Genomic DNA, 25,295 nt, shown 5'->3' with positions numbered 1-25,295 from the left:
ATTGCCGAACGGCGCGCAGCGACAGAAAACCGAGCGCGTGCGCCAAGCGGTTACTGCGGAATGAATGGTTCTGAAACGGGGTTCAAGTGTTAACGGCAACTTTGCAGATCGTCAAGACTTTGACACGACAAATCCTATTGCCGTGAAGCAGTTCACCATTTCACGTGTTTATAAAAGCATTTTGTTAGGTATGCGTGACGAACTGTTGGCGCATGAAAACGGATGTAACTAGCGGGCAGATCAGGAATTTCACGCGCGCAAAGAAAAACCCGCCGACAAAGCAGCGGGTTTCTCCATACGCGGTGGCATTGCGGCCTGCGCGGAACGATGCGATCAGCCGCACCACACCCGTGCATTGCGGAACATCCGCATCCACGGCGAATCACCCTGCCATTCCGCCGGTGCCCAGCTCAGGTTGAGCGCACGCGGGGTGCGCTCCGGGTGCGGCATCATGATGGTGACGCGACCATCGGTGCTGGTCAGGCCGGTGATGCCGTCCGGCGAACCGTTCGGGTTCAGCGGGTACTGGCTGGCAACGTTGCCGTGGCCATCGATGTAGCGCAGCGAGACACGTGCGGCAGCCTGGTCGACGGCATTGTCGAACACGGCCTGGCCTTCGCCATGTGCCACCGCCACCTGCAGGCGCGAGCCGGCCATGCCACGCAGCAGGACCGACGGCGACTCCACCACTTCCAGAAGCGCGGTGCGGGCTTCGAACTGCTCGCTGGCATTGCGGCGGAACTGCGGCCAGTGCTCTGCACCCGGGATGATGTTCTTCAGCTGGCTCATCATCTGGCAGCCGTTGCACACGCCCAGCGCGAAGCTGTCTTCACGCGCGAAGAACGCGGCGAAGGCATCGCGCAGTGCGCTGCGCTCCAGGATCGAGGTGGCCCAGCCCCGGCCGGCACCGAGCACGTCGCCGTAGCTGAAGCCGCCGCAGGCGACCAGGCCGGTGAAGTCCTGCAGCGCCACGCGGCCTTCGATCAGGTCGCTCATGTGCACGTCGAAGGCGCGGAAGCCGGCACGTTCGAAGGCGTTGGCCATTTCGATCTGGCCATTGACGCCCTGCTCGCGCAGCACGGCCACGCGCGGACGCGCGCCGGTGCTGATGAAGGGTGCAGCCACGTCTTCGTTCAGGTCGAAGCTGAGCTTGGGCTTCAGGCCCGGCGCAGTGAAGGCACGGGCAACCTCGCGCTCGGCATCGGCGTTGGCCGGGTTGTCGCGGCGCTTCTGCATCGCGTGGGTGACCGACCACCATGCGTCGAACAGCGCGTCCCAACGCCACTCGGCCAGGTTCTCGCCACCCAGCGACACGCGCACCACCGGCGCGGTGGTCGGCTTGGCGATGCGCTGTGCGCATTCGGTCAGTGCGTGGCGTTCGACCAGGTCGGCGAACGCAGCGCGGTCCTCGCGCGCGATCTGCACCACCGCACCCAGTTCTTCGTTGAACAGGCTGCGGAACGGATCATCGCCCCAGGCATCGAGGGTGATGTCCAGGCCCAGGCGCGAGGTGAACGCCATTTCGCACAGCGCGGCGAAGGCACCACCATCGCTGCGGTCATGGTAGGCCAGCAGCAGGCCAGACTGGCGCGCATCGCGGATCAGCTCGAAGAAGCCACGCAGGCGCTGCGGATCGTCGAGGTCCGGCGCGGCCCCGGCAAAGGCCGGCAGGTCGCCGTGGTCGGCATGCACCTGGGCCAGGATCGAACCGCCCAGGCGCTGCTTGCCGGCACCCAGGCCGATCAGCCACAGCTCGCTGTCCACGTCGCGGTCGAGCAGCGGGGTCAGCTGCTGGCGCACGTCGGCCACCGGCGCGAAGGCCGAGATCACCAGCGACACCGGCGACACGCTCTTGTGCGCTTCGCCCTGGTCGTGCCACTGCGCCTGCATCGACAGCGAGTCCTTGCCCACCGGGATGCTGATGTCCAGCTGCGGGCACAGTTCCATGCCCACCGCCCTCACCGCGTCGTACAGCAGCGCGTCTTCGCCCGGGTGGCCGGCCGCGGCCATCCAGTTCGCCGACAGCTTGATTTCATCCAGCGCATCGACCGGGGCCGCACACAGGTTGGTCAGCGCTTCGCCCACCGCCATGCGTGCCGACGCAGCGGCGTCGAGCAGGGCCAGCGGGGTGCGCTCGCCGATCGACATCGCTTCGCCGGCCACGCCGTCGAAGTCGGCCAGGGTGATCGCCACGTCGGCCACCGGCAGCTGCCACGGGCCGACCATCTGTTCGCGCGCGGTCAGGCCGCCGACACTGCGGTCACCAATGGTGACCAGGAAATTCTTCGAAGCCACCGTCGGGTGCGCGAGCACGCGCAGGCCGGCTTCCTGCAGGTCCAGGCCACCGGTCTTCAGCGCCGGCCAGCGCGGGGCCGGCGGGTGCGCGGTGTCGCGGTGCATCTTCGGCGGCTTGCCGAACAGCACGTCCATCGGCAGGTCGATCGGTGCATCGGCCGGGGTGTGGCCCGGCACGGCACCGTAGGCCACCACCAGGTGTTCCTCGGAGGTGGCCACGCCAACCGCAGCGAACGGGCAGCGCTCGCGGGCACACAGCGCGGCGAACTCGGCCAGGCGCTCCTGGGCCACGCCCAGCACGTAGCGCTCCTGCGACTCGTTGCACCACAGCTGCATCGGCGACAGCGACGGATCGTCGGTGGGCACCTTGCCCAGGTCGATGACACCGCCGACCTTGGAGTCGTGCAGCAGCTCGGGGATGGCATTGGACAGGCCACCGGCACCGACGTCGTGGAAGAACTTGATCGGGTTGTTGGCCCCCATCGCCACGCAGCGGTCGATGACCTCCTGGCAGCGACGCTCCATTTCCGGGTTGTCGCGCTGCACGCTGGCAAAGTCCAGGTCCTCGGCGCTCTCGCCGGAGGCCACCGAGCTGGCGGCGCCGCCGCCCAGGCCGATCAGCATTGCCGGTCCACCCAGCACGATCACCGCATCACCGGCCTGCAGCTGGATCTTGTCGACCTGCACGCGGTCGATGGCGCCGAGGCCACCGGCCAGCATGATCGGCTTGTCGTACGCGCGCACCAGATCGGCGCCCTCCGGCAGCTCGAAGCTGCGGAAGTAGCCGAGCAGGTTCGGGCGGCCGAACTCATTGTTGAACGCTGCGCCGCCGAGCGGGCCGTCGGTCATGATTTCCAGCGCCGGTGCCATGCGCGGGTTCAGCGCGCGCGGCGCTTCCCACGGCTGCGGCAGCTCGGGAATGCGCAGGTGCGAGACCGAGAACCCGGACAGGCCAGCCTTCGGCTTGCCGCCGCGGCCGGTCGCGCCTTCGTCGCGGATCTCGCCGCCGTTGCCGGTCGATGCGCCCGGGAACGGCGCGATCGCAGTCGGATGGTTATGCGTCTCCACCTTGATCTGGAACGCGCTGGGCACCTGCGGCTCGCGGCGGTATTCGCCACTGGCCGGATCGGGGCGGTAGCGCGAGGCCGGATGGCCTTCGATCACCGCGGCATTGTCGCTGTAGGCGCTGAGCGTGTGCTGCGGGGTCTGCTGGTGGGTGTTCTTGATCATCCGGAACAGCGAACGGTCCTGTTCCTGGCCGTCGATGGTCCAGCTGGCGTTGAAGATCTTGTGGCGGCAGTGCTCGGAATTGGCCTGCGCGAACATCATCAGTTCGACGTCGGACGGCGCGCGGCCGAGCGCGGTGAAGCGTTCGCGCAGGTAGTCGATCTCGTCCTGGGCCATGGCCAGGCCGAGGCGCTGGTTGGCGGCCTCCAGCTGGTCCACCGGCACGCGCTCCAGTTCACCCCGGGCCGGCGCCGAGAACAGCGCCTGGCCCTGCTCCACGGTCTCCAGCACCGACTGCGTCATCGGGTCGTGCAGCGCCTTGACCAGCGCCTGCTGGGCGGCGGCATCGGTCGGCCAGCCCTGCACGTCGATGCGCAGGCCACGCTCGACCCGGCTGACCGGCTGGCCGGCACCGCGGACCAGTTCGGTGGCCTTGCTCGACCACGGCGACAGCGTACCCAGGCGCGGCACCACGATGCGGCTGACCGCGCCGTCGGCCACGGCTTCGGCCTGCGGCGCGGCTTCGAGGATGCGGCACAGGGTGGTCAGGTCGGGGGCGGCGCTGCCTTCGGGCTGCACGAAGTAGACGTGCCAGGCACCGCTGATGCGCAGGGAGGGAGCGATGGACTGCAGGCGGGATTCAAGACGTTCGCGGCGGAACGGCGACAGGGCGGGCGCGCCCTCGAGGACCATCATGTCCGGGGAACCGTAGTTGGGAAACGGGCCCGACATTGTACCGGAAGCGGGGGGTGGGCTTTGGCCGGGCGGCGCCCGGCACCCGCCGAAGCCAAGGCAACGGCAACGGCCAAAGCAAAAGCTGGGTTCCCGTGGGATGGCGGGGTGGGTCCGGTGGCGGGGGACGCCGTAAACCCGTCCCTGGGGGCTTGGCCGCGGCATCCATGCCGCGGACACCCCCGCCACCGGACCCACCCCGCCTCCGACAGTTTCCTGCGATCTGCGGTAGATCCACGCCATGCGTGGATGCTCTGCGGTAGTGCCGGCCGCTGGCCGGCAACCAGGGAACAACACAAATCAGTCATTTGAAGAGCGAGCTGCGCAGGGGCGTAAGCGCCATGGATGGCGCGCCCGAGCCTACAGGGACGTATTCACGGCGTCCCCTGCGCAGCCCACCCGCCCGGCCAACCCCCAGAAATCCGCTGTTCGCGGAAAGCCCAGCCACGAGGGGGCTCCGCCGATGGCCGCCTACCGCGCGCAGCGCCGCCCTCCGCCCGGATCCCGGAACCATGCGCTTGCTCACGGATTGACCACGCGATTGATGACAACGTTGTCCCCACCTGGCGCCGGACTCTCTCCCCGGCCTCCCAGGTGCCTCCGTCCGGCCCCTCCGTCGCCTTCCCGGGCGACGCCCGGACCTGCGTCACGCGCGGCGCCATCGGGGCCCGCGCGCCCTTTGATCGGAGACTTACCCATGTACGACCCGATTGTGCGCAGTGCCGAACGTTCGAGCCGAAGCTGTCGTCCCCGCCGCCTGGCCTGGCTGCTCGCCCTGGCCGCCGGTACCGCCGCCCTGCCCGGCCTGGCGCAGGCTGCCAGCTGTGCCGGGGTGGCCCAGTGGGACCAGGCCAAGATCTACCGGGCCGGCGATACCCTGCAGAAAGGAGGCGTCCTCTATCGGGCGAACCAGGACATCTGGAACGCGCCGCCGGACCATCCGGCCGGTGCGCCCTACTACACCAACCTTGGCGCCTGCGATGGCAGCGGCAGCAACCAGCCGCCGGTGGTCAGCCTGACCTCGCCGGCCAACGGCGCGACCTTCAGCGCTGGCAGCACGGTCAACGTGACCGCCAACGCCAGTGATCCGGATGGCAGCGTCGCCAAGGTCGAGTTCTTCCGCGATGGCAGCACGCTGGGCGTAGCCACCAGTGCGCCGTATGCGGCCAGCTGGGCCAATGCCAGCGCCGGCAGCCACACCCTGCGCGCAGTGGCGACCGACAACAACAACGCCACCAGCAGCACCGCGACCATCACCATCACCGTCAACGCCGCCGGTGGCGATACCACCGCACCGGGCGTGCCGGGCGGGCTGGCGGTGGGCACCCGCACCGCCAACAGCATCGCGCTCAGCTGGAGCCCGTCCACCGACAACACCGGCGGCAGCGGCGTGGCCGGCTACGACGTGTACCGCAACGGCAGCCTGGTCGGTTCGCCGTCCAGCGCCACCTATGTGGATGGCGGGCTGACCGCGTCGACCACCTACCGCTACCGCGTGCGCGCCCGCGACAACGCCGGCAACGCGTCGGCACAGGGCACCGAGATCAGCGCCACCACGCTGGCCGGTGACGGCGGCACCACCGGCAAGCGGGTCATCGGCTACTTCACCCAGTGGGGCATCTACGGCCGCAACTACCGGGTCAAGAACATCGACAGCAGCGGCTCGGCCGCGCGCCTGACCCACATCAACTACGCGTTCGGCAACGTGCGCAACAACCGCTGCGAAGTGGGCGTCACCCAGCCATCGGATCCGAACAGCGGTGCCGGTGGCGATGCCTTCGCCGATTACACCAAGGCCTTCAGTGCCGCCGAGAGTGTCAGCGGCAGCGCCGATACCTGGGACCAGCCGCTGCGCGGCAACTGGAACCAGCTCAAGCAGCTCAAGGCCAAGTACCCGGGCATGAAGGTGCTGATCTCGCTGGGTGGCTGGACCTGGTCGCGTGGTTTCTCCAGCGCGGCGCGCCCGGAAAACCGCCAGGCCTTCGTTGCCTCGTGCATCGACGCCTACATCAAGGGCAACCTGCCGGTGACCGACGGTGCCGGTGGCGCCGGTGCCGCACTGGGCGTGTTCGACGGCATCGACATCGACTGGGAATACCCGGTGGCCTGCGGCATCGAATGCGGCAAGCCGGAGGACAACGCCAACTTCACCGCGCTGATGGCCGAGTTCCGCCGCCAGCTCGATGCGGTGCGTCCTGGCCTGTTGCTGACGGTGGCGGTGGGTGCCGGCATCGACAAGATCCGCGTCACCGATCCGGCCGCGTACCACCCGTACCTGGACTACATCAACGTGATGACCTACGACTTCCACGGCGCGTGGGATGCGAAGACCAATCACCAGTCGGCGCTGTTCGATTCGCCGAATGATCCGTCCACCGGCGACCAGAAGCTGTACAACAGCAATGACGCCATCGAGGCCTTCATCAGCCGTGGCGTGCCCGCCGCCAAGCTCAACCTGGGCATCGGCTATTACGGGCGTGGCTGGACCGGTGTGGCCAACGCCAACAACGGCCTGTACCAGACCGCCAGCGGTGCCGCCCCGGGCACGTATGAAGCCGGCATCGAGGACTGGAAGGTGTTGAAGAACCTGGCGTGGCCGGGCTACACCGACAACACCGCCGGTGCCACCTGGATCTACAACGGCAGCACGCTGTGGAGCTTCGACACCCCGGCCAACATCACGCGCAAGATGGGTTACGTGAAGACCCAGGGCCTGGGCGGTGCGTTCGTCTGGGAGTTCAGCGGTGACGATGCGCAGGGCACGCTGACCAAGGCGGTCAGTGATGGCCTGAAATAAGGAAAAAGCCGGGGATGCGACACGCATCCCCGGCTCTACAGGAAAAGGTCGGCTGCGATCAGCGCTTCCCGGACAGCTTGTCCAGCGCCGCACGCAGCTGCGCCGGCGGCAGGTAACCGCCCAGCTGGGTGCCATCGGGCGCGAAGATCGCCGGCGTGCCGTTGACGCCCAGCTGCTGGCCCAGCGCGTACTGCATTGCCACCGGGTTGGTGCAGTTCCTCGCCGGCACGCTGCCACCGCGCTTGGCGTTGGTCAGCGCCTGCCGACGATCGGCCGCACACCAGACTGAAATCATGTCGGTGTAGTCCTTGCTGCCCAGGCCCATGCGCGGAAACGCCAGGTACTCCACGGTGATGCCGTTGCGGTTGAGCTCGGCGATGTCCTGGTGCAGCTTGCGGCAGTAACCACATTCGATGTCGGTGAACACGCTGATGGTGTACTTCGCGTTCGGCGCAGCGAACACGATGCGGTCGCCGTGGTTGGCCTTGGCCAGCAGGCCGCGACGATAGCCGAGCAGGCCTTCGCTGTTGGCAGGGCCCTTGGCACGGGTGTCGTACGGCTGCGACTGGAACAGGTAGCGGCCATCGTCGGACACGTACAGCAGCTGGCCGGAGACGACGACCTCGCGGAAGCCGGGGAACGGCGCGGCACCGATGTAATCCACCTGGAAACCCGGATTGAGTGCGGTCAACGCGGCACGTACCGCCTGGTCGGCCGGCGCGTTGGCGGCCGGGCTGGCCTTGGCCGCAGCAGCAGGCGCCTTGGCGGCCGGCGGAGCCGGCTGGGCGCAGGCGGTCAGGCTGAGCGCACCGAACACGGCGGCGATGGCAAATCGGAGCATGGAGCGATCCGCAACAGAAGAAGATCCCGGATTCTGACACAGCCACCGGAGCCGGGCCGCGACGCCCGGCACGGCCCCGGGCAGCGATTCAGCCGCGCGGATGGTGGCGGGCGTGCAGCTTCTGCAGATGCTCGCGCGCCACCAGGGTGTAGATCTGGGTGGTCGACAACGAACTGTGTCCGAGCAGCATCTGCAGCGCGCGCAGGTCGGCACCGCGGTTGAGCAGATGGGTGGCGAAACTGTGGCGCAGGCCATGCGGGCTGATCCGGGCCGGGTCGATGCCGGCCACCTGCGCGTGGCGCTTGACCAGGTGCCAGAACGCCTGCCGGGTCAGCGCGTGCAGCGTCGGCTCGATGAACAACGGCGTCTGCCCATCGGCCAGCGCGTGCACCTTGCCCTTGCCGACCAACTGCGGGCGGGACGCCTGCAGATAGCGCTCCAGCCAATGCTGCGATTCCTCGCCCAGCGGCACCAGCCGTTCCTTGCTGCCCTTGCCGGTGACCCGCAGCACGCCCTGGCGCAGGTTGACTGCGGTCGCCGGCAGCAGCACCAGCTCGCTCACGCGCAGGCCAGCGGCATACATCAGTTCCAGCATGGCGCGATCGCGCAGGCCCAGCGGGCTGTCGATGTCCGGTGCCGCCAGCAGCGCATCGATCTGGCTTTCGGCCAGCGCCTTGGGCAACAGCCGTGGCAGCTTCGGCGGGTCGAGCAGCGCACTGGGGTCCTCGCTGCGTTCACCCCGGCGCACGCCATCGGCGAAGAATGCGCGCAGCGCCGACAGCAGGCGCGCATTGCTGCGCGGCGACCAGCCATGCCGGGTGCGCCAGGCCAGGTAATCGAACAGCCCGGGACGCTCAATGCCGGCCAGGCCACCGTCGCGCCCATCCATCCAGCGCGCCAGCCCTTCCAGGTCACGCCGGTAGCTGTCCAGGGTGGCGCGGGCCAGGCCGTTCTCGGCCCAGATCGCATCAAGGAAACGCTGGATGCGCGCGCTGTCGTCGGCGCGCAGCTCGGGCAGTTGCTGGACCAGCTGGCGGCGTTCGGCGGGGGTGGAAACAAGGGCCATGCATGCAGGATACGAGGGCCACTGCGGGCACGGCCAGCTTTGCGTATGCTCGGCGCATGTCCCGCCCTGCCACCGACACGGCCCCTGCGGCCGCTACCGAAATGCCCCGCCCACGTGCCTTGTTGGCCTGGCGCGTGCTGGCGATGGTCTACGACGCACTGCCGGTGCTGGCGCTGTGGATGCTGGCCGGTACGCTGTTCACCCTTGCCTACACCTTCAGCGGCCACGCGCAGCGCGAGAACATCGCACCCTTCAGTGCCTGGCAGTGGCTGCTGTGGGCGGTGTGCTGGGGAATCACGGGGTGGTACGCCACGGCCAGCTGGCGCCGTGGCGGACAGACGCTGGGCATGCGTCCGTGGCGGCTGAAACTGCAATCGAGCGATGGCACGCCGCTGCGGCGCGGCCAGCTGTGGCTGCGCTTCGCGGTCGGCACGCTGTCACTGCTGCTGGGCGGGCTGGGATTCTGGTGGGCCTGGGTCGACCGCCAACGCCTGACCTGGCATGACCGCGCCAGTGGCACCCGCGTGGTGCGCATGCCGAAGCGGTGATGCGCTGTCTGTAGCCGAGCACAGGCTCGGCTACAACAACGCTACAACAACCAGAATCAGCCCGACTTGCGCCGGAACAGCAGGCCGGACACCGCCAGCATCACGATCGGTGGCAGCGCATAGGCAATGCGGTAATCGAACTTCAGCGCACCGGCCATGCGGCCGAAGAACAGCTGCAGCAGCCAGAAGCCCAGCGCGAACAGGATGCCCAGGAACAGGCGCTTGCCCATGCCGCCACTGCGCAGCGAACCAAACGCGAACGGCACCGCCGCCAGGCACAGCGCCAGCACGTTCACCGGGTAGAACCAACGGCTCCAGTACACATCCTCGAAATCACGCGCATCCAGCCCGTTGCGCTCGCGGTAGGCAATGCTGGTGCTCAGCTCGGCTACGCTCAGGTTGCGCGGCTTGGCGATGCCGGTCGCCAGCGCGGCAGGATCCAGCTTCGAGTTCCAGGGTTCACGCGCCACTTCCTGGCGGGTTGCCGAGCGCTCGCCGAAGGTGTCTCGACGCACCCCGGTCAGCGCCCAGCCGTCCTTGTCGTGCTCGACCGTGGCGGCGTGGGTCAACGAGGCAATCCGGCCATCCTCGGCGATGCGGTACAGACGCACGTCGCGCAGGATCAACCGGGTTCCCTTGTCACCGACCAGCTGTTCCTCGCCGCTCTGCGCGTTGAGGAACGTATCGCCCTCGCGTGCCCACAGACCGGAATAGCGGGTGGTGGAGATATCCCGCCCCCACTTGGCGCTGGATTTGAGCGCATCGGCGCGGTCCTGGCCCCATGGCCCCAGCGTCTCGGCGCTGAGCACCATCACCGCGGTCAGCAGCGACAGGGCGATCGCCACCGACACGCTCAGGCGCTTGCGCGACAGGCCCAGCGCGCGCAGCGCGGTCAGCTCGGAGGTGGCGGCCAGCTGGCCCAGCCCCATCAGCGCGCCGATCACTGCCGCGGTAGGGAAGAAGGTGTAGGCACGGCGGGGCACGGTGTACAGCACCCACGCCGCAGCATGCCCCAGCGTGTAGCCGTTCTTGCCGATGTCCTTGAACTCACCGGAGAAGGCCATCACCACGTCCAGGCCGGTCAGCACGGCCCAGGTGAGCAGCACGGTGGTGAACACCGCACGACCCAGGTAGAAGTCGAAACGCATCGGGCGCAGCTTCATGCGCGGGCTCCCTTCGGGCGGGCCAGGCGGCCATCACGCACGTACATCCAGATGGCCAATGCCAGCAGCGGCAGGGTCAGCCACCACAGGCCAAGCGCGCCGGGAATCTTGCCGTCGGCGATCCAGCCGGCGCCGATGAAGGTCAGGTTGGTCCCTACCATGTAGGCCAGCAGCGCCAGCATCATGCGCCCGTAGCGCTGTTGGCGCGGCGAGCTGCGGCCCAGCGGCACGGTCAGCAGGGCGAAGGCCAGCGCGATCAGCGGCGGTGCCAGGCGGCGGTGCAGCTGGGCCTGTGCCTGCGGCCGCGCATCGCCGATCAGCTCCAGGGTTGGCATCAGTTCCGGGTCGTCCTCGGTGCGGGTCTGTGCGCCATCGGGCAGGGCCACATCGTTGCGGGCAAAGGTCGCCAGGCGGTAGTCCAGCGCGCCGGCCACCGGCCCTTCCACCTGGTGGCCGTCATCCAGCTCCAGGAAGCGCTGGCGGGTGCCCTCGAAGTACATGCGGCCGCTGTTGGCCGACACCACTTCCAGGCGATCGTCCTTCTGCCGCTGCAGGAATACCTTGCCCAGCTCGGTGCCGTCGGGCGAGATCGAGGACAGATAGACCACGCCGCCATTGGGCAGCGGTGTGAAGCGGCCCGGCTCCAGGCCGGCCATCAGCACGCTGCGGTTGGCCTCGATGATCATCTGCTCGGCCACCCGGCCGGCCCACGGGCCCAGCCACAGCGAGCAGGTGCCGACCAGCAGCACCACCGGTACCACCAGCATCAGCAGCGGCCGCAGCAGCCGCTTGGGCCCCACGCCAATGGCGGTGATGACCGCCATCTCCGAGTCGCGGTACAGGCGGGCGATGGCCAGCAGCAGGCCCAGCATCAGCGCCAGCGGCAGGATCAGCGGCAGGTAGGCGATGAACTGCAGGCCCAGCTGGGAGAACAGCAGCTTGGCCGGCAGGCGCCCGTCGGCAATGTTGCCAAGGATGTCCACCAGCACGCCGCCCACGCTGACCACCAGCAGGACGATCAGGGTAGCCAGGAAACTCTGGACGAAATCGCCCAGCAGGTATCGGTCGAGCTTCAGCATGGGGCGGTGGTTTAAACTCTGGGGTTCGTTCGCGGTGCCGCCCAGTCTACTGTCTGGGCGTAAACGGCCTGCGATTGTACGGACTCGCCAATGGAATCTGCTCAATGGCCCTCGAATTCACCCTGAACCACGTTGCTCCGGCCGCCGCCACCGTTGATTGCCTGGTGGTCGGCGCGTATGCCGACCATACCCTGACTCCGGCTGCGCAGGCCCTGGACGCCACCAGTGGTGGCCGCCTGGCCGCCCTGGCCCAGCGCGGCGACCTGTCCGGCAAGACCGGCGCCACCACCCTGCTGCACGACCTGCCGGGCGTGTCTGCCCCGCGCGTGCTGGTGGTCGGCCTCGGCGAAGCCGCCCGTTTCGGCGTGCCGCAGTACCTGAAGGCCATCGGCGACGCCGTGCGCGCGCTGAAGGCCGGTGCTGCCCGCAGCGCACTGTTCACCCTGTCCGAAGTGGCCATCAAGGACCGCGACGCGGCCTGGGCGATCCGCCAGGCGGTGATTGCCGCCGATCACGCCGCTTACCGCTACACCGCCACCCTGGGCAAGAAGAAGGCCGACGATGCCGGCCTGGCCCAGCTGGCCGTGGCCGGTGACGACGCCCAGGCGCTGGCCCAGGGCCAGGCCATCGCCGCCGGTGTCGAGTTCGCCCGCGAACTGGGCAATCTGCCGCCGAACTACTGCACCCCGGCCTATCTGGCCGAAGTGGGCGTGAAGTTCGCCGGCGAACACGAAGGCGCCGAAGCCGAGATCCTCGACGAACACCAGATGGAAGCGCTGGGCATGGGCTCGCTGCTGGCCGTGGCCCGTGGTTCGGCCAACCGCCCGCGCCTGGTCGTGCTGAAGTGGACCGGCGCTGGCGACGCCAAGCCGTACGTGCTGGTCGGCAAGGGCATCACCTTCGATACCGGTGGCGTCAACCTGAAGACCCAGGGCGGCATCGAAGAGATGAAGTACGACATGTGCGGTGGCGCCAACGTCATCGGCACCTTCGTCGCCGCAGTCAAGGCCAAGCTGCCGCTGAACCTGGTGGTGGTGGTGCCGGCGGTGGAGAACGCCATCGACGGCAACGCCTACCGTCCGTCCGACGTGATCACCTCGATGTCGGGCAAGACCATCGAAGTCGGCAACACCGACGCCGAGGGCCGCCTGATCCTGTGCGACGCGCTGACCTACGCGCAGCGCTTCGAGCCGGCCGCGCTGGTCGACGTCGCCACCCTGACCGGTGCCTGCATGGTCGCCCTGGGCCACCAGACCGCCGGCCTGATGAGCAAGCACGACGACCTGGCCAACGAGCTGCTGGCCGCCGGCGAGCACGTGTTCGACCGCGCCTGGCGCCTGCCGCTGTGGGACGAGTACCAGCCGATGCTGGATTCGACCTTCGCCGACGTCTACAACATCGGCGGCCGCTGGGCCGGTGCGATCACCGCTGGCTGCTTCCTGTCGCGCTTCGCCGAAGGCCAGCGCTGGGCCCACCTGGACATCGCCGGCGTGGCCAGCGATGAAGGCAAGCGTGGCATGGCCACCGGCCGCCCGGTCGGCCTGCTGAGCCAGTGGCTGCTGGACCAGGTTGCCCGCGCCTGATGCCGTACCCGACCCTGGCCGGCCTGCGCCGGCCAGGGCCTCGCCCGGCACTGCCGGGCCCCTGCCTGACCCGGACCCTGCCATGCCCCGCGCCGACTTCTACCTGATCGCCAAGCCCCGTTTCCTGACCGAGCCGTTGCGCCTGGTCTGCGAACTGGCGCGCAAGGCCAACGACGCCGGGCTGTTCACCCTGGTGCTGGCCCGTGACCAGGCCCAGGCCGAGGAACTGGACGAGCTGCTGTGGGCGTTCGACAACGATGCCTACATCCCGCACCAGATCGCCGGGGAAGACATGGACGAGGAAGAGGCCCTGGTGCTGATCGCCGTGCCCGGCACCGAAGCACCGGCGCGTCCGCTGGTGATCAACCTGCGCGACGAGCCCTGGCTGGGCCAGTGCGAGCGCGTGCTGGAAGTGGTTCCGGCCGATCCGGAAGCGCGCGAACCATTGCGCGAGCGCTGGCGCCAGTACAAGGCCGCCGGTTACGACCTGAACAAGCACGACATGTAAGCCCGGCGAGGACCCCTTGATGCGCCTGCTGATCGCCCTGATTCTTCCCTGGCTGTCTTTTTTCACCATCGGCCGACCGCTGGCCGGCATCGTCTGCCTGATCCTGCAGATCACCCTGATCGGCTGGTTGCCTGCCGCCATCTGGGCCGCCTACGCCGTCAGCCAGTACCACACCGACCAGAAGATCCGGCGCGCCCTCGGGTCGCGCTGATCTCCCTTCCGCCTTGATTACCGGTTCCCCCGCATGACCCAACTCGCCTCCAGCTACGACCCGAAGTCCTTCGAGACCGACCTCTACGAGGCCTGGGAGAAGGCCGGCCACTTCAAGCCGTCCGGCACGGGCGAGCCGTACACCATCCTGCTGCCGCCGCCGAACGTAACCGGCACCCTGCACATGGGCCACGCCTTCCAGCAGACCCTGATGGATGCGCTGGTGCGCTACCACCGCATGCGCGGCTACGACACGCTGTGGCAGGTCGGTACCGACCACGCCGGCATCGCCACCGAAATGGTGGTCAGCCGCAACCTGGCGCTGGAGGGCAAGGGCGAGACCCGCGATTCGCTGGGCCGCGAAGGCTTCATCGGCAAGGTCTGGGAGTGGAAGCAGCAGTCCGGTGACACCATCGAACGCCAGATGCGCCGCCTCGGCACCTCCGCCGACTGGTCGCGCAGCACCTTCACCATGGACCCGCAGCCGTCGGCGGCGGTCAACGAAGCCTTCGTGCGCTGGTACGAGCAGGGCCTGATCTACCGCGGCCAGCGCCTGGTCAACTGGGATCCGGTGCTGAAGACCGCGATCTCGGACCTGGAAGTGGAGAGCGCCGAGGAAGACGGCTTCCTGTGGTCGATCGCCTACACGCTGGATGACGGCCTGAGCTACGAGCACGTCGAGCGCGATGCCGACGGCGTGGAAACCCTGCGCGAAACCCGCGACTACCTGGTGGTCGCCACCACCCGCCCGGAAACCCTGCTGGGCGATACCGCGGTGATGGTGCACCCGGAAGACGCGCGCTACGCGCACCTGATCGGCAAGAACGTGGTGCTGCCGCTGACCGGTCGCCGCGTGCCGGTGATCGCCGATGACTACGTGGACCGCGCGTTCGGCACCGGTGTGGTCAAGGTCACTCCGGCGCACGATTTCAACGACTATGAAGTCGGCGTGCGCCACAACCTGCCGATGATCAACCTGTTCACCCCGGTGGCGGCGCTGAATGAAAACGCGCCGGAACGCTTCCAGGGCCTGGACCGCTATGCCGCGCGCAAGGCCGTGCTGGCCGAGCTGGAAGACCTCGGCATCCTGGTCGAGACCAAGGCGCACAAGCTGCAGGTGCCGCGCGGCGACCGGACCGGCCAGGTGATCGAGCCGTACCTGACCGACCAGTGGTTCGTGAAAATGGACGACCTGGCCAAGCGCGGCCTGGAACTGGTCGAGGACGGAAGCATTTCCTTCGTGCCGCCGAACTGGATCAACACCTACCGCCACTGGATGAACAACATCCAGGACTGGTGCATCAGCCGCCAGCTGTGGTGGGGCCATCGCATTCCGGCATGGTTCGATGCCGCCACCGGCAGCTGCTACGTCGGTCGCAGCGAGGAGGAAGTGCGGGCCAAGCACAACCTGGGCAGCGACGTGGTGCTGAACCAGGAAAGCGACGTGCTGGAGACCTGGTTCTCCTCGCAGCTGTGGCCGTTCTCCACCCTGGGCTGGCCGAACGAGCAGGCCATGGCCGAGCGCGGCTTCGACCGTTACCTGCCGTCGTCGGTGCTGATCACCGGCTTCGACATCATCTTCTTCTGGGTGGCGCGCATGATCATGGCCACCGACAACCTGGTCGGGAAGATCCCGTTCAAGGACGTCTACTTCACCGGCCTGATCCGCGACGGCCAGGGCCAGAAGATGTCCAAGAGCAAGGGCAACGTGCTCGACCCGCTGGATATCATCGACGGCATCACCATCGACGACCTGGTCGCCAAGCGCACCGGCGGCCTGATGCAGCCGAAGATGGTGGAGAAGATCGAGAAGGCCACCCGCAAGGAATTCCCGGACGGCATTGCTGCCCACGGTGCCGACGCGCTGCGTTTCACCATCGCCGCGCTGGCCACCCACGGCCGCGACATCAAGTTCGACATGAACCGCGCCGAGGGCTACAAGAACTTCTGCAACAAGCTGTGGAACGCCAGCCGCTTCGCCCTGATGAACACCGAGGGTGCTGCATTCACCGGCGTGCCGACCCCGCGCACCGATGCCGAACGCTGGATCCTCTCGCGCCTGGCCGCCACCACCGCCGAGGCACAGGGCCATTTCGCCGCCTACCGCTTCGACCTGCTGGCACAGTGCCTGTACGAATTCGCCTGGAACGCGTTCTGCGACTGGTTCCTGGAACTGAGCAAGCCGGCACTGAACGGTGCCGACGCCGCCGACGCCGAAAGCGCCCGCCACACCCTGCTGTACGTGCTGGAAGCGCTGCTGCGCCTGCTGCACCCGCTCACCCCGTTCATCACCGAACAGCTGTGGCAGCAGCTGGCGCCGCGCCTGGGCCTGGCCGAGACCACGCTGTCGCTGCGCCCGTACCCGACCGCCACCGAATTCGAAGGCGATTTCGCCCAGGCCGAGGCCGACGTGGAATGGCTGAAGGCGGTGATCAGTGCAGTGCGTCGCGTGCGCAGCGAACTGAACGTCGCCCCGTCCAGGCAGGTGCCGCTGCGCCTGCAGGCCGGGCTGGAGCAGGATCGCGTGCGCATCGAACGTTTCAGCGCCTCGCTGTCGTTCCTGCTCAAGCTGGACAGCATCCAGTGGCTGGCCGAGGGCGAAAGCGCACCGCCGGCCGCCGCCGCGATCGTGGGTGAGCTGAGGCTGCTGGTGCCACTGGAAGGCCTGGTTGATCTCGATGCCGAGCGTGTGCGCCTGGACAAGGAAATCGCGCGCGTCGAAGCCGAAAAGGAAAAGAGCGAGACCAAGCTGGCCAGGTTCACCGACAAGGTGCCACCGGCGGTGGTCGAGCAGGAGCGCGTGCGCCTGGTCGACTGGAACACCCAGCTGGCCGGCCTGCGCGAGCAGCGCGCCAAGCTGTAAGCGCCGCGCTCTGGTGCGTGCCAACCAAGGTTGGCACCTACCACGGCGGGAAAGGTTGGCACCCACCGAAGCGGCATCGGAAACGCCGGGCAATGCCCGGCGTTTCCATTTCCCCGGCATGGCATCATCACCGGATGCCGCTTTCCATCTTCCTGCTGGTTCTCGCCGCAGCCGCGCTGCATGCCAGCTGGAATGCGATCGTCAAACGTGGACCGGACAAGTTCCTTGGCACGGTGCTGGTCACCGGCAGTGCCGCGCTGTTGTCGGCCGCCGCCCTGGGCTTCCTGCCCTTGCCGGCCGCACGGAGCTGGCCGTGGCTCGGCGCGTCGGTACTGCTGCAGGTGACGTATTACGGGCTGGTCGCACGCTGTTACCAGCAGGTCGACATGAGCCTGGCCTATCCGCTGATGCGTGGCAGCGCGCCGATCCTGGTCGCACTGGCGGGCACCCTGCTCGGTGAGGCCTTGCCCGCCGCAGCGTGGCTGGGCGTGGTGCTGGTAAGCACCGGCATCCTGTGCATGGCGCTGGGTGCGCGTGGCGGCCAGCTGCGCCTGCCGCTGCTGACCGCGGCGATGATCGCCACCTACACCCTGGTCGATGCGCAGGGCGCACGCCAGTCAGGCAGCGCGCTCAGCTACACGCTGTGGTTGTTCCTGCTGTCGGGCATTCCGCTGCCGCTGTGGGCGTTGTACACACGCGGCGGCGTGGTGCTGGACTATGCGCGGCAGCATTGGCCGCTGGGCCTGGCCGGTGGCGTCGGCACCACGGCCTCTTACGGGATGGCCCTGTGGGCGATGACCCAGGCGCCGGTGGCGATGGTCTCGGCGCTGCGCGAATCCTCGATCCTGTTCGCGCTGCTGATTTCGGTGTTCCTGCTGCGCGAACGCATACCGCGTGCGCGCTGGCTGGCAGCGGCGCTCATCGTCGGCGGTGTGCTGGCGTTGCGGCTGGCGTGAGCGGCGCATCGGGCGCGCCGGCCGCTGGCCGGCAACCATTCCCCGTTACAGCGGCGGCATTGCCTGCAGGTCGCCGTCGACCAGTTCGATCGCCATCACCACCGCATCCTCGCGGCCCTGTGCAGCCGGGTAGTAGCGCGGGCGGCGGCCGATCTCGTTGAAGCCTTCGCTGTGGTACAGCGCCAGCGCCGGCGTGTTGGACGGACGCACTTCCAGGAACACGCGCTGTGCGCCGCGGTCGGCGGCCAGCTGCACCAGCGCGCGCAGCAGCTGGCGCCCCAGCCCGCGCGACTGCGCCAGCGGATCGATGCAGATGTTCAGCACGTGCGCTTCATCGGCGGCGATGCTGAGCACGCCATAGCCGATCAGCAGGCCATCGCGCTCCATCGCCAGGCCGGGATAGCCGGCGCGCAGGCAGTCGATGAAGATGCCGCGGGTCCAGGGAAAAGGGTAGCCCCGCAGCTCGATCGCCATCACGGCATTGAGGTCGCTCTCGCGCAGCGCGCGCAGGCTGACCGGGCCGGGCCGGGTCACCGCGCTCATGGCGTGCCCCGCTTGCGAAGGGCACGCAGCTGCGGCCACAACGCACGCTTGGCGGCTGGGTCGCGGCGCAGCTGGTCCAGCGGCCAGCTTTCCATCAGCCGCTGCGTCGCCGGGTCGTTCGGGTTGCAGCCGGACGCACGCAGCAACGCGATCTGCAGGCGATCCGGCAGGCGGACCACCGGCTGGCGTGCGTTGCCGCTGGGCATCGGGCGCTGAGCCGCCGGCACGGTACCCGGGGCGCTGACCGGCGTTTCGCGGCGCGGCGGTGCCGGGCGTTCCTCGCGGGCTGCGGGGGCCGGCCCGGCATGCGGTTCGCGCGATGGCACGGGGGCCCGCACCGGTTCCGGCGCGGCGACGCTGGCCTCGGCTTCGGCCACGCTCAACTGCAACGCGGCATCCAGCTCGGCAGCCAGCTGGCCATCGTGATAGACGGTGTAGCCCATGGCCTGCAGCCAGGCCTGCTGGGCCGGTGACCACAGCACGGGCAGGTCCTGGCTCACGCGGCCTCGGGCTTCTTGCGCAGGCGCTGCACGGCCCACATCACCGGGCCGGACAAGGCGTACAGGATGCCGACCGCGAACAGCACGCGCGGCAGGTCGATGACCGCAATGGCGATGGCCACCGGCACCAGGGCCAGCACCAGGAACGGCACGCGGTCCGAACGGGTACCCTTGGCACCGCCGCCCTTGAAGCTCCAGAAGCGGATGCGGCTGACCATCAGCAGTGCAGCGATGATCGTCACCGCCAGCGCCACGTAGCGCAGCTGGTTGCCGTCCCAGCCCAGGTTGCCATCGGCGAACGCCCAGACGAAGGACATCATCAGGCCCGCTGCGGCCGGGCTGGCCAGGCCGACGAACCAGCGCTTGTCGACCACCGCCACCTGGGTATTGAAGCGGGCCAGGCGCAGTGCCGCGCAGGCCGCATACAGGAAGGCCACGGCCCAGCCGACGCGGCCGAGCAGCGGATCGTCGAACTTCAGCCACGACAGCGACCAGTGGTACATCACCAGCGCCGGGGCCATGCCGAAGCTGACCAGGTCGGCCAGCGAGTCGTACTGCACGCCGAATTCACTGCTGGTGCCGGTCAGGCGCGCCACGCGCCCGTCCAGGCCATCCATCACCGCCGCCACGAACACGGCGATGCTGGCATTGACGAAATCCCCGTTGGCCGCGGCGATGATCGCGTAGAAACCGGCGAACAGGCCGGCGGTGGTGAACAGGTTGGGCAGCAGGTAAATCGTGCGCGAGCGCGGCGGCGGTGTGATCGGGTCCATGGAATCCAGTTTAATCGACTTGCCAGCGGTCGGCGCCAATGCTGCAATCGGCGTTCTGCGCCCATTCCGTGGAGTTTGCCATGCGTGCCCTGTCCTGCCTTGGATGCCTGCTGCTGTTGGCCAGTGCCAACGCCGTGGCCGGCCCCGTCTACAAATGGAAGGACGCCAATGGCGTAACCCAGTACTCGGAGACCCCACCGGCGGGCAAGAAGTTCGAGACCCGCGAACAGGCCCGCACCCCGCAGGCCACGACCAGCACCGAGGCCCCGGCCGCGCCGGTCCCCGAGCAGTGCAGCACGGCCCGGGCCAACCTGGCCCTGCTGGATGGTGGTGGCCAGGTGATGCAGGACACCGATGGCGATGGCAAGCCCGATACCCCGTTGACTCCGGAGCAGCACACCGCGCAGAGGGGATTGGCCGAAGCCGCCATCAAGGCCTACTGCCCAGCACAGTGAGGGTATCGGCAGGGCTTGCAGCCCTGCACCCGCAGAGGCAACAGCAAGGGCAACGTCAAATGCCAGAGCGGCTTCCTGGGGGATGGCAGGGCACTGTGGGTTTACGGCGTCCCCTGCCACCGGACCCACCCCGCCATCCCACAGGAAGCCCGCTGTTGCAGTTGACGTTGCTTCAGGCGGGTGCAGGGCGCAGCCCTGCCGATACCCCTCCCCCCGGCCGGGCTGGCAGAATAGAGGTCTCTGCCGTTATCCGAAGCCGACGATGCGCCTCTCCCAGTTCCACCTGCACACCACCAAGGAAACCCCCAGCGACGCCGAGCTCACCAGCCACCGGCTGATGCTGCGCGCGGGCATGATCCGCAAGCTGGCATCGGGCCTGTACACCTGGTCGCCGCTGGGCCTGCGCGTGCTGCGCAAGGTCGAGCGCATCGTGCGCGAGGAAATGGACCGGGCCGGTGCCGTGGAATTCCAGATCCCGACCATCCAGCCGAAGGAACTGTGGGAGCAGACCGGCCGCTGGCAGAAGTTCGGCCCGCAGCTGCTGAAGATCAAGGATCGCAAGGACCAGGTGTTCTGCTACAGCCCGACCGCCGAAGAAGCGGCCTGCGACTTCGCGCGCAGCGAGCTGTCCAGCTACAAGCAGCTGCCGGTGAATTTCTACCAGGTGCAGACCAAGTTCCGCGACGAGATCCGCCCGCGCTTCGGCGTGATGCGTTCGCGCGAATTCCTGATGAAGGACGCCTATTCGTTCCACCTGCACGATGAGTGCCTGGTGCGCGAGTACGAGAACATGAAGTCGGCCTACAGCCGCATCTTCACCCGCCTCGGCCTGGATTTCCGCATGGTGCAGGCGGACTCCGGTGCGATCGGCGGCGATGCGTCGCAGGAGTTCCACGTGATCGCCGATTCCGGTGAGGACGCCCTGGTGTTCTCCACCGGCTCGGATTACGCGGCCAACATGGAAGCGGCCATTGCCGCCGATCCGGCGCCGCGTGCGGCCGCCACCGAAATGATGCGCAAGGTGGAAACCCCCACCCAGAAGACCTGCGAGGACGTCGCGGCACTGCTCGGCATCGACCTGCAGCGCACCGTCAAGTCGGTGGCGCTGATCGCCGGCGAAGGCGAGGCGCAGCGGTTCGTACTGGTGCTGGTGCGTGGCGACCACGAGGTCAACGAGATCAAGCTGGCCAAGGTTGCCGGCCTGGACGAGCAGCGCTTCGCCAGCGAATCAGAAATCGCCGAGTACCTGGGCAGCGTGCCGGGCTTCCTCGGCCCGGTCGCCCCGGCCAAGGCCATCCGCGTGGTGGCTGATCGCGAAGTGGCGGCGATGGCGGACTTCGTCGTTGGTGCCAACGAGGCCGGTTTCCACCTGGCCGGCGTCAACTGGGGCCGCGACCTGCCGGAACCGGAAGTGGCCGATATCCGCAACGTGTGTGCCGGCGACCGTGCCGTGGACGGCGGTGAACTGAAGATCGCCCGTGGTATCGAAGTCGGCCACGTGTTCCAGCTCGGCCGCAAGTACGCCGAAGCGCTGGATGCCACCGTGCTGGATGAAAACGGCAAGGCGGCGGTGATGGCGATGGGCTGCTACGGCATCGGTATCTCGCGCGTGGTGGCTGCCGCGATCGAACAGAACCATGACGATGCCGGCATCATCTGGCCGGATGCGATGGCACCGTGGCAGGTGGTGGTATGCGTGATCAACCCGAAGGGCGATGCGGCCGTGGCCGACGCCGCTGCCACCCTGCTGCAGGAGCTGCGCGACGCGGGCCTGGATGCTGCACTCGACGACCGCGGCCTGCGCCCGGGCGCGATGTTCGCCGACATGGAACTGATCGGGATTCCGCACCGCGTGGTGGTCAGCGAACGCGGCCTGGCCGGCGGTACCTACGAGTACCGCTCGCGCCGCGCCAGCGACGCGGAGAGCCTGGACAAGGCGACCCTGCTGCAGCGACTGCAGGGCTGACATGAAAAGACCGGGGCCTGCCCCGGTCTTTTTTTGCCTGCGCCAGCGCGGGCCAATATTGCAGCGGACATAATCCGGTCAAAATCACCGCAACAGCGTCGGCATGCCGCCACGGCATGTCCTTCCTGCATTTGTGCTTGGATTAATTCATCTCTATTCTGTCCGCCGACGCCATGGACTGGCTCGTCCCGTCCACTTATTAGTTTCCGGAGTAACCGTAAATGAGCATTGACCTGACCGGCCTGTCGGCGCGCGAACTGGGCGCCCTGATCCGCACCGCGAAGAAGCAGCAGACCATCGTCGCCAAGCGCCGGCCGATCACCAAGGTTCGCGCCCAGCTGACCAAGCTGGCCAAGACCGAGGGTTACACCATCGAGGAACTGTTCGGCGACGCCCCGGCCCCGCGCGCGCGCAAGGTCGCCAAGGTTGCCAAGGCCCCGTCGAAGACCGCCGGCCGCAAGCTGGGCAAGGTGGCCCCGAAGTACCGCAACCCGGCCAACCCCAAGGAAACCTGGACCGGCCGCGGCAAGCAGCCGCGCTGGATGGCCGAGCTGACCGCCAAGGGCAACAAGAAGCCGGAAGATTTCCTGATCAAGAAGGCCTGAGGCCGGATCGGGATGCACTGAAGAACGCCGGCGAACGCCGGCGTTTTTTCATGTCCCGGAAAGGTGTGTGGACCAACGATCCACACCCACAGGAAGCAGCCCAGAGGGCGATTACAGGGTTTTGCGAGCGGGCATCAGCAGGTTGCCGAACAGCAGGCCGGCCACCAGCGCCATCACCACGTTGAGCACGGTGAGGAACACGCTCTGGCCGGCCCCCACGTCCTGCTGCTGGACCAGGGTCAGCACGCCGCGCAGGCTGGTGCTGCCGGGCACCATCATGATGATGCCCGGCAGGCGGATGATCGCGCCCGGACGCCCGACCAGGCGGCCGAACAGGTTGCCACCGGCAGTCAGCAGCATCGCCGACAGGAAAATGCCGGCCGGCGCGCCCCAGGCGTGCCCACCGAACTTGGAGATCGCATAACCGGCCACCGAGGCGGCGATCACCCACGGGTAATCGCGGCGGTTGGCCTTGAACAGCATCGCGAAGGCGAAGGCTGCGGTCAGCAGCGAGCCCCACTCCACCCATGGCCCCTGCGGCCGCGTGGCGCGGACCACCGGGTCCAGCCCCAACACGTCGGCCAGGGTCACCGCGATCATCGCGCCGACGCTGAGCTTCATGATGGTGGTCAGCGCGCCGGCAAAGCGCGCGGTCCCCGACACCCAGTGCTGGCTGGCCAGCTCGTTGACCGCATTGGTCAGCGACATGCCGGGCAGCAGCACCACCAGCGAGGCGATGATCACCGTGTTGAGGTTGAGCGCACCGATGAAGGATGCGACCAGCGTGGCGACCAGGCCGGCCAGCAGCGCGGCCAGTGCCTCGGCGGCTTCGCGGGTGGCCGGGCGGCGGTCGGTGACCATGCCGAGCAGGCCGATCATCAGGCCGATGACACCGGCCGTGGCAATGTCCAGCCACGGCAGCTTCCACATACCCGCCACGCCGGCCGCGCCGAGGCTGAACGACAGGATGGTGCGCAGCTTGCCGCGCCGGCCCGGATCCTTGTCCAGCTGGCGCAGCGCGGTATGGCCCTGGGCGATGCTCATCCGCCCGTTGGACACTTCCTCAGCGATATGGTCGGCGACGCTGAGCTTGTGCAGGTCGTTCTCACCGGGCGCCAGGCGGATCACGCGGGTGATGTCACTGGAGCCGATCGCCTGCGCCGGATCGCTGAAGCTGAGGATGATACCGGTGGGATTCGACCACGGTTCACAATCCAGATCGAGCTGGCGGGCCAGTGCCACCACCGCCGCTTCCAGGCGCTGGGCCGTGGTGCCATAGCTGTGCAGGCGTCCGGCGATCTCGGAAACAAAGGCCACGCGCTGTGCGTAGGTAGCCTGGGGCGTGGGGATCGTGTGAGCGTCTGCGGACATGCGCCGTAGTATTACCTACGCTGGGGCCACCGGAGAAATTCATCCGAGTTCGACGCGAAGCCCGATACAGAACGGTTATGCTGCGACCCGAATGGCCCAAGTGACCCCGAACCACGCCCCCCAGCTCGAACAGGATGCCCACGACCCGGGCCTGATCCGCCTGTCCGGCACCTGGACCTTGAAGACCGCGCTGGCCGCGGCCGAGGTCCTGCACGGCGTTCCCGATACGCTAACCGGCATCGATGCCACCGGTATCGAACAGCTGGATTCGGCTGGCGTGCTGCAGGTACTGCGCGTGGCACATCGTGCCGATCTGCACGAAGACGCACTGCAGTTCCGCCCGGACCACCAGGCGCTGGTGTGCACCATCGAGGAAGTGGCCGACGACCGGCCCAAGTCCAAGCGCGATTTCGGCGTGCTGGCCGCGCTGGAACGGCTGGGCGTCAGCGTCCACACCACCGGCCACAACATCAAGGCGCTGTGCAGTTTCCTCGGCGAGAACCTGGTCAAGGCGGCCCGGCTGGTCAAGGAACCCCGCCGTTTCCGGCTGACCGCCACCGTGCACCAGATGGAGCAGGTGGGGCTGGACGCGGTACCGCTGGTGGCGCTGCTGTCCTACTTGGTCGGTGCGGTGATCGCCTTCCTCGGCTCGACCATCCTGCGTGACTTCGGCGCCGAGATCTACGTGGTCGAGCTGGTCAACATCGCCTTCCTGCGCGAGTTTGCCGTGCTGCTGACCGCCATCGTGCTGGCTGGCCGCACCGCCAGTGCGTTCACCGCGCAGATCGGTGCGATGAAGGCACGCGAGGAAATCGATGCGATGCGCACGCTGGGCCTGGACCCGGTCGACCTGCTGGTGTTGCCACGATTGCTGGCATTGCTGGTCACCCTGCCCCTGTTGACCTTCATCGCGATGGTCGCCGGCCTGGCCGGCGGCATCACCGTGGGCGCGTTCGACCTCGACATCCCGCCAAAGATGTACATCGCGCGCATGCACGAGACGATGGAAGTACGGCACATGCTGGTCGGCCTGTCGAAGGCGCCGGTGTTCGCGCTGGTGATCGGCCTGATCGGCTGCCTGGAAGGACTGAAGGTCGAGGGCACCGCGCAGTCGGTCGGCGAGCGCACCACCTCCAGCGTGGTGCAGACGATCTCGCTGGTGATCATCATCGACGCCTTCGCGGCGTTGTGGTTCATGCACATGGACTGGTGAC

At 68.0% G+C, this 25,295-nt stretch carries 20 protein-coding genes; 11 read left to right on the top strand and 9 right to left on the bottom strand.

The genetic code is table 11. The features are described 5' to 3' along the window. Nucleotides 1-333: 333 nt before the first annotated feature. Entirely contained in the window at nucleotides 334-4,218 is a 3,885-nt protein-coding gene (gene purL / locus ACYKG1_RS02785) for a phosphoribosylformylglycinamidine synthase (RefSeq protein WP_478471790.1), read from the bottom strand. 733 nt (nucleotides 4,219-4,951) lie between these two features. On the opposite strand from purL, the gene ACYKG1_RS02780 reads away from it, so the two are divergent. After that, nucleotides 4,952-7,051 carry a glycosyl hydrolase family 18 protein gene (locus tag ACYKG1_RS02780; protein WP_478471789.1) on the top strand — a complete coding sequence of 700 codons (2,100 nt, stop codon included), beginning with the start codon at nucleotides 4,952-4,954 and terminating at the stop codon, nucleotides 7,049-7,051. 58 nt (nucleotides 7,052-7,109) lie between these two features. Here ACYKG1_RS02780 and ACYKG1_RS02775 read toward each other — a convergent pair whose 3' ends face one another. After that, entirely contained in the window at nucleotides 7,110-7,892 is a 783-nt protein-coding gene (locus ACYKG1_RS02775) for a thioredoxin fold domain-containing protein (RefSeq protein ID WP_100471233.1), read from the bottom strand. 88 nt (nucleotides 7,893-7,980) lie between these two features. Next, on the bottom strand, nucleotides 7,981-8,958 hold the full coding sequence (gene xerD, locus ACYKG1_RS02770; RefSeq protein WP_478445421.1) for a site-specific tyrosine recombinase XerD: 978 nt from the start codon (nucleotides 8,956-8,958) through the stop codon (nucleotides 7,981-7,983). A gap of 56 nt (nucleotides 8,959-9,014) precedes the next feature. On the opposite strand from xerD, the gene ACYKG1_RS02765 reads away from it, so the two are divergent. Next, the gene (locus tag ACYKG1_RS02765; protein WP_262083079.1) at nucleotides 9,015-9,506 is read left to right on the top strand and encodes an RDD family protein; all 492 of its coding nucleotides are present in this window, start codon (nucleotides 9,015-9,017) and stop codon (nucleotides 9,504-9,506) included. 56 nt (nucleotides 9,507-9,562) lie between these two features. Here ACYKG1_RS02765 and lptG read toward each other — a convergent pair whose 3' ends face one another. Both lptG and lptF read right to left on the bottom strand, forming a co-directional pair. Further along, entirely contained in the window at nucleotides 9,563-10,669 is a 1,107-nt protein-coding gene (lptG, locus tag ACYKG1_RS02760; protein WP_100471230.1) for an LPS export ABC transporter permease LptG, read from the bottom strand. Then, a complete protein-coding gene (gene lptF, locus ACYKG1_RS02755; RefSeq protein WP_262083077.1) occupies nucleotides 10,666-11,748 on the bottom strand; it encodes an LPS export ABC transporter permease LptF in 1,083 nt (360 codons plus the stop codon). Before lptF ends, lptG begins: the two co-directional genes overlap by 4 nt. A gap of 104 nt (nucleotides 11,749-11,852) precedes the next feature. Here lptF and ACYKG1_RS02750 point away from each other — a divergent pair, with 104 nt between their 5' ends. The 5 genes from ACYKG1_RS02750 (at nucleotide 11,853) to ACYKG1_RS02730 (ending at nucleotide 17,868) form a co-directional block, all read left to right on the top strand. After that, entirely contained in the window at nucleotides 11,853-13,331 is a 1,479-nt protein-coding gene (locus ACYKG1_RS02750; protein ID WP_478471786.1) for a leucyl aminopeptidase, read from the top strand. 82 nt (nucleotides 13,332-13,413) lie between these two features. Further along, nucleotides 13,414-13,839, top strand: coding sequence for a DNA polymerase III subunit chi (locus ACYKG1_RS02745; protein ID WP_005415211.1), 426 nt, complete (start codon nucleotides 13,414-13,416; stop codon nucleotides 13,837-13,839). Between the two features lie 19 nt (nucleotides 13,840-13,858). Beyond that, nucleotides 13,859-14,050 carry a YqaE/Pmp3 family membrane protein gene (locus ACYKG1_RS02740; protein ID WP_014035920.1) on the top strand — a complete coding sequence of 64 codons (192 nt, stop codon included), beginning with the start codon at nucleotides 13,859-13,861 and terminating at the stop codon, nucleotides 14,048-14,050. Between the two features lie 33 nt (nucleotides 14,051-14,083). Next, entirely contained in the window at nucleotides 14,084-16,912 is a 2,829-nt protein-coding gene (locus tag ACYKG1_RS02735) for a valine--tRNA ligase (RefSeq protein ID WP_478471784.1), read from the top strand. 134 nt (nucleotides 16,913-17,046) lie between these two features. Next, entirely contained in the window at nucleotides 17,047-17,868 is an 822-nt protein-coding gene (locus ACYKG1_RS02730) for an EamA family transporter (protein ID WP_100471226.1), read from the top strand. Between the two features lie 45 nt (nucleotides 17,869-17,913). On the opposite strand, the gene rimI is transcribed toward ACYKG1_RS02730, so the two are convergent. From rimI to pssA, 3 genes are read right to left on the bottom strand one after another with little or no spacing between them, the layout of a single operon-like run. Next, the gene (gene rimI / locus ACYKG1_RS02725; protein WP_100471225.1) at nucleotides 17,914-18,411 is read right to left on the bottom strand and encodes a ribosomal protein S18-alanine N-acetyltransferase; all 498 of its coding nucleotides are present in this window, start codon (nucleotides 18,409-18,411) and stop codon (nucleotides 17,914-17,916) included. Beyond that, nucleotides 18,408-18,911 (bottom strand): hypothetical protein, encoded by a 504-nt coding sequence (locus ACYKG1_RS02720; RefSeq protein WP_478471781.1) that lies wholly within the window; start codon nucleotides 18,909-18,911, stop codon nucleotides 18,408-18,410. The genes rimI and ACYKG1_RS02720 overlap by 4 nt, the downstream gene beginning before the upstream one ends. Further along, nucleotides 18,908-19,684 carry a CDP-diacylglycerol--serine O-phosphatidyltransferase gene (gene pssA, locus ACYKG1_RS02715; protein ID WP_019660986.1) on the bottom strand — a complete coding sequence of 259 codons (777 nt, stop codon included), beginning with the start codon at nucleotides 19,682-19,684 and terminating at the stop codon, nucleotides 18,908-18,910. The genes ACYKG1_RS02720 and pssA overlap by 4 nt, the downstream gene beginning before the upstream one ends. A gap of 80 nt (nucleotides 19,685-19,764) precedes the next feature. On the opposite strand from pssA, the gene ACYKG1_RS02710 reads away from it, so the two are divergent. The 3 genes from ACYKG1_RS02710 (at nucleotide 19,765) to ACYKG1_RS02700 (ending at nucleotide 22,710) form a co-directional block, all read left to right on the top strand. Next, on the top strand, nucleotides 19,765-20,139 hold the full coding sequence (locus ACYKG1_RS02710) for a DUF4124 domain-containing protein (RefSeq protein ID WP_262083073.1): 375 nt from the start codon (nucleotides 19,765-19,767) through the stop codon (nucleotides 20,137-20,139). A gap of 262 nt (nucleotides 20,140-20,401) precedes the next feature. After that, the gene (locus ACYKG1_RS02705; protein ID WP_478471779.1) at nucleotides 20,402-22,105 is read left to right on the top strand and encodes a proline--tRNA ligase; all 1,704 of its coding nucleotides are present in this window, start codon (nucleotides 20,402-20,404) and stop codon (nucleotides 22,103-22,105) included. 221 nt (nucleotides 22,106-22,326) lie between these two features. Beyond that, nucleotides 22,327-22,710 carry an H-NS histone family protein gene (locus tag ACYKG1_RS02700; RefSeq protein ID WP_005415203.1) on the top strand — a complete coding sequence of 128 codons (384 nt, stop codon included), beginning with the start codon at nucleotides 22,327-22,329 and terminating at the stop codon, nucleotides 22,708-22,710. A 111-nt stretch (nucleotides 22,711-22,821) separates the two neighbouring features. On the opposite strand, the gene ACYKG1_RS02695 is transcribed toward ACYKG1_RS02700, so the two are convergent. Continuing rightward, a complete protein-coding gene (locus tag ACYKG1_RS02695; RefSeq protein ID WP_100471222.1) occupies nucleotides 22,822-24,081 on the bottom strand; it encodes a threonine/serine exporter family protein in 1,260 nt (419 codons plus the stop codon). A 91-nt stretch (nucleotides 24,082-24,172) separates the two neighbouring features. Here ACYKG1_RS02695 and ACYKG1_RS02690 point away from each other — a divergent pair, with 91 nt between their 5' ends. Beyond that, complete coding sequence (locus tag ACYKG1_RS02690; RefSeq protein WP_478471777.1) at nucleotides 24,173-25,294, top strand: MlaE family ABC transporter permease; 1,122 nt, start codon at nucleotides 24,173-24,175, stop codon at nucleotides 25,292-25,294. The last annotated feature ends 1 nt before the right edge of the window (nucleotide 25,295 follow it).

It is taken from the genome of Stenotrophomonas sp. 85239_Sma (assembly GCF_056481725.1).
This window is presented reverse-complemented; position numbering and strand designations above follow the sequence as displayed.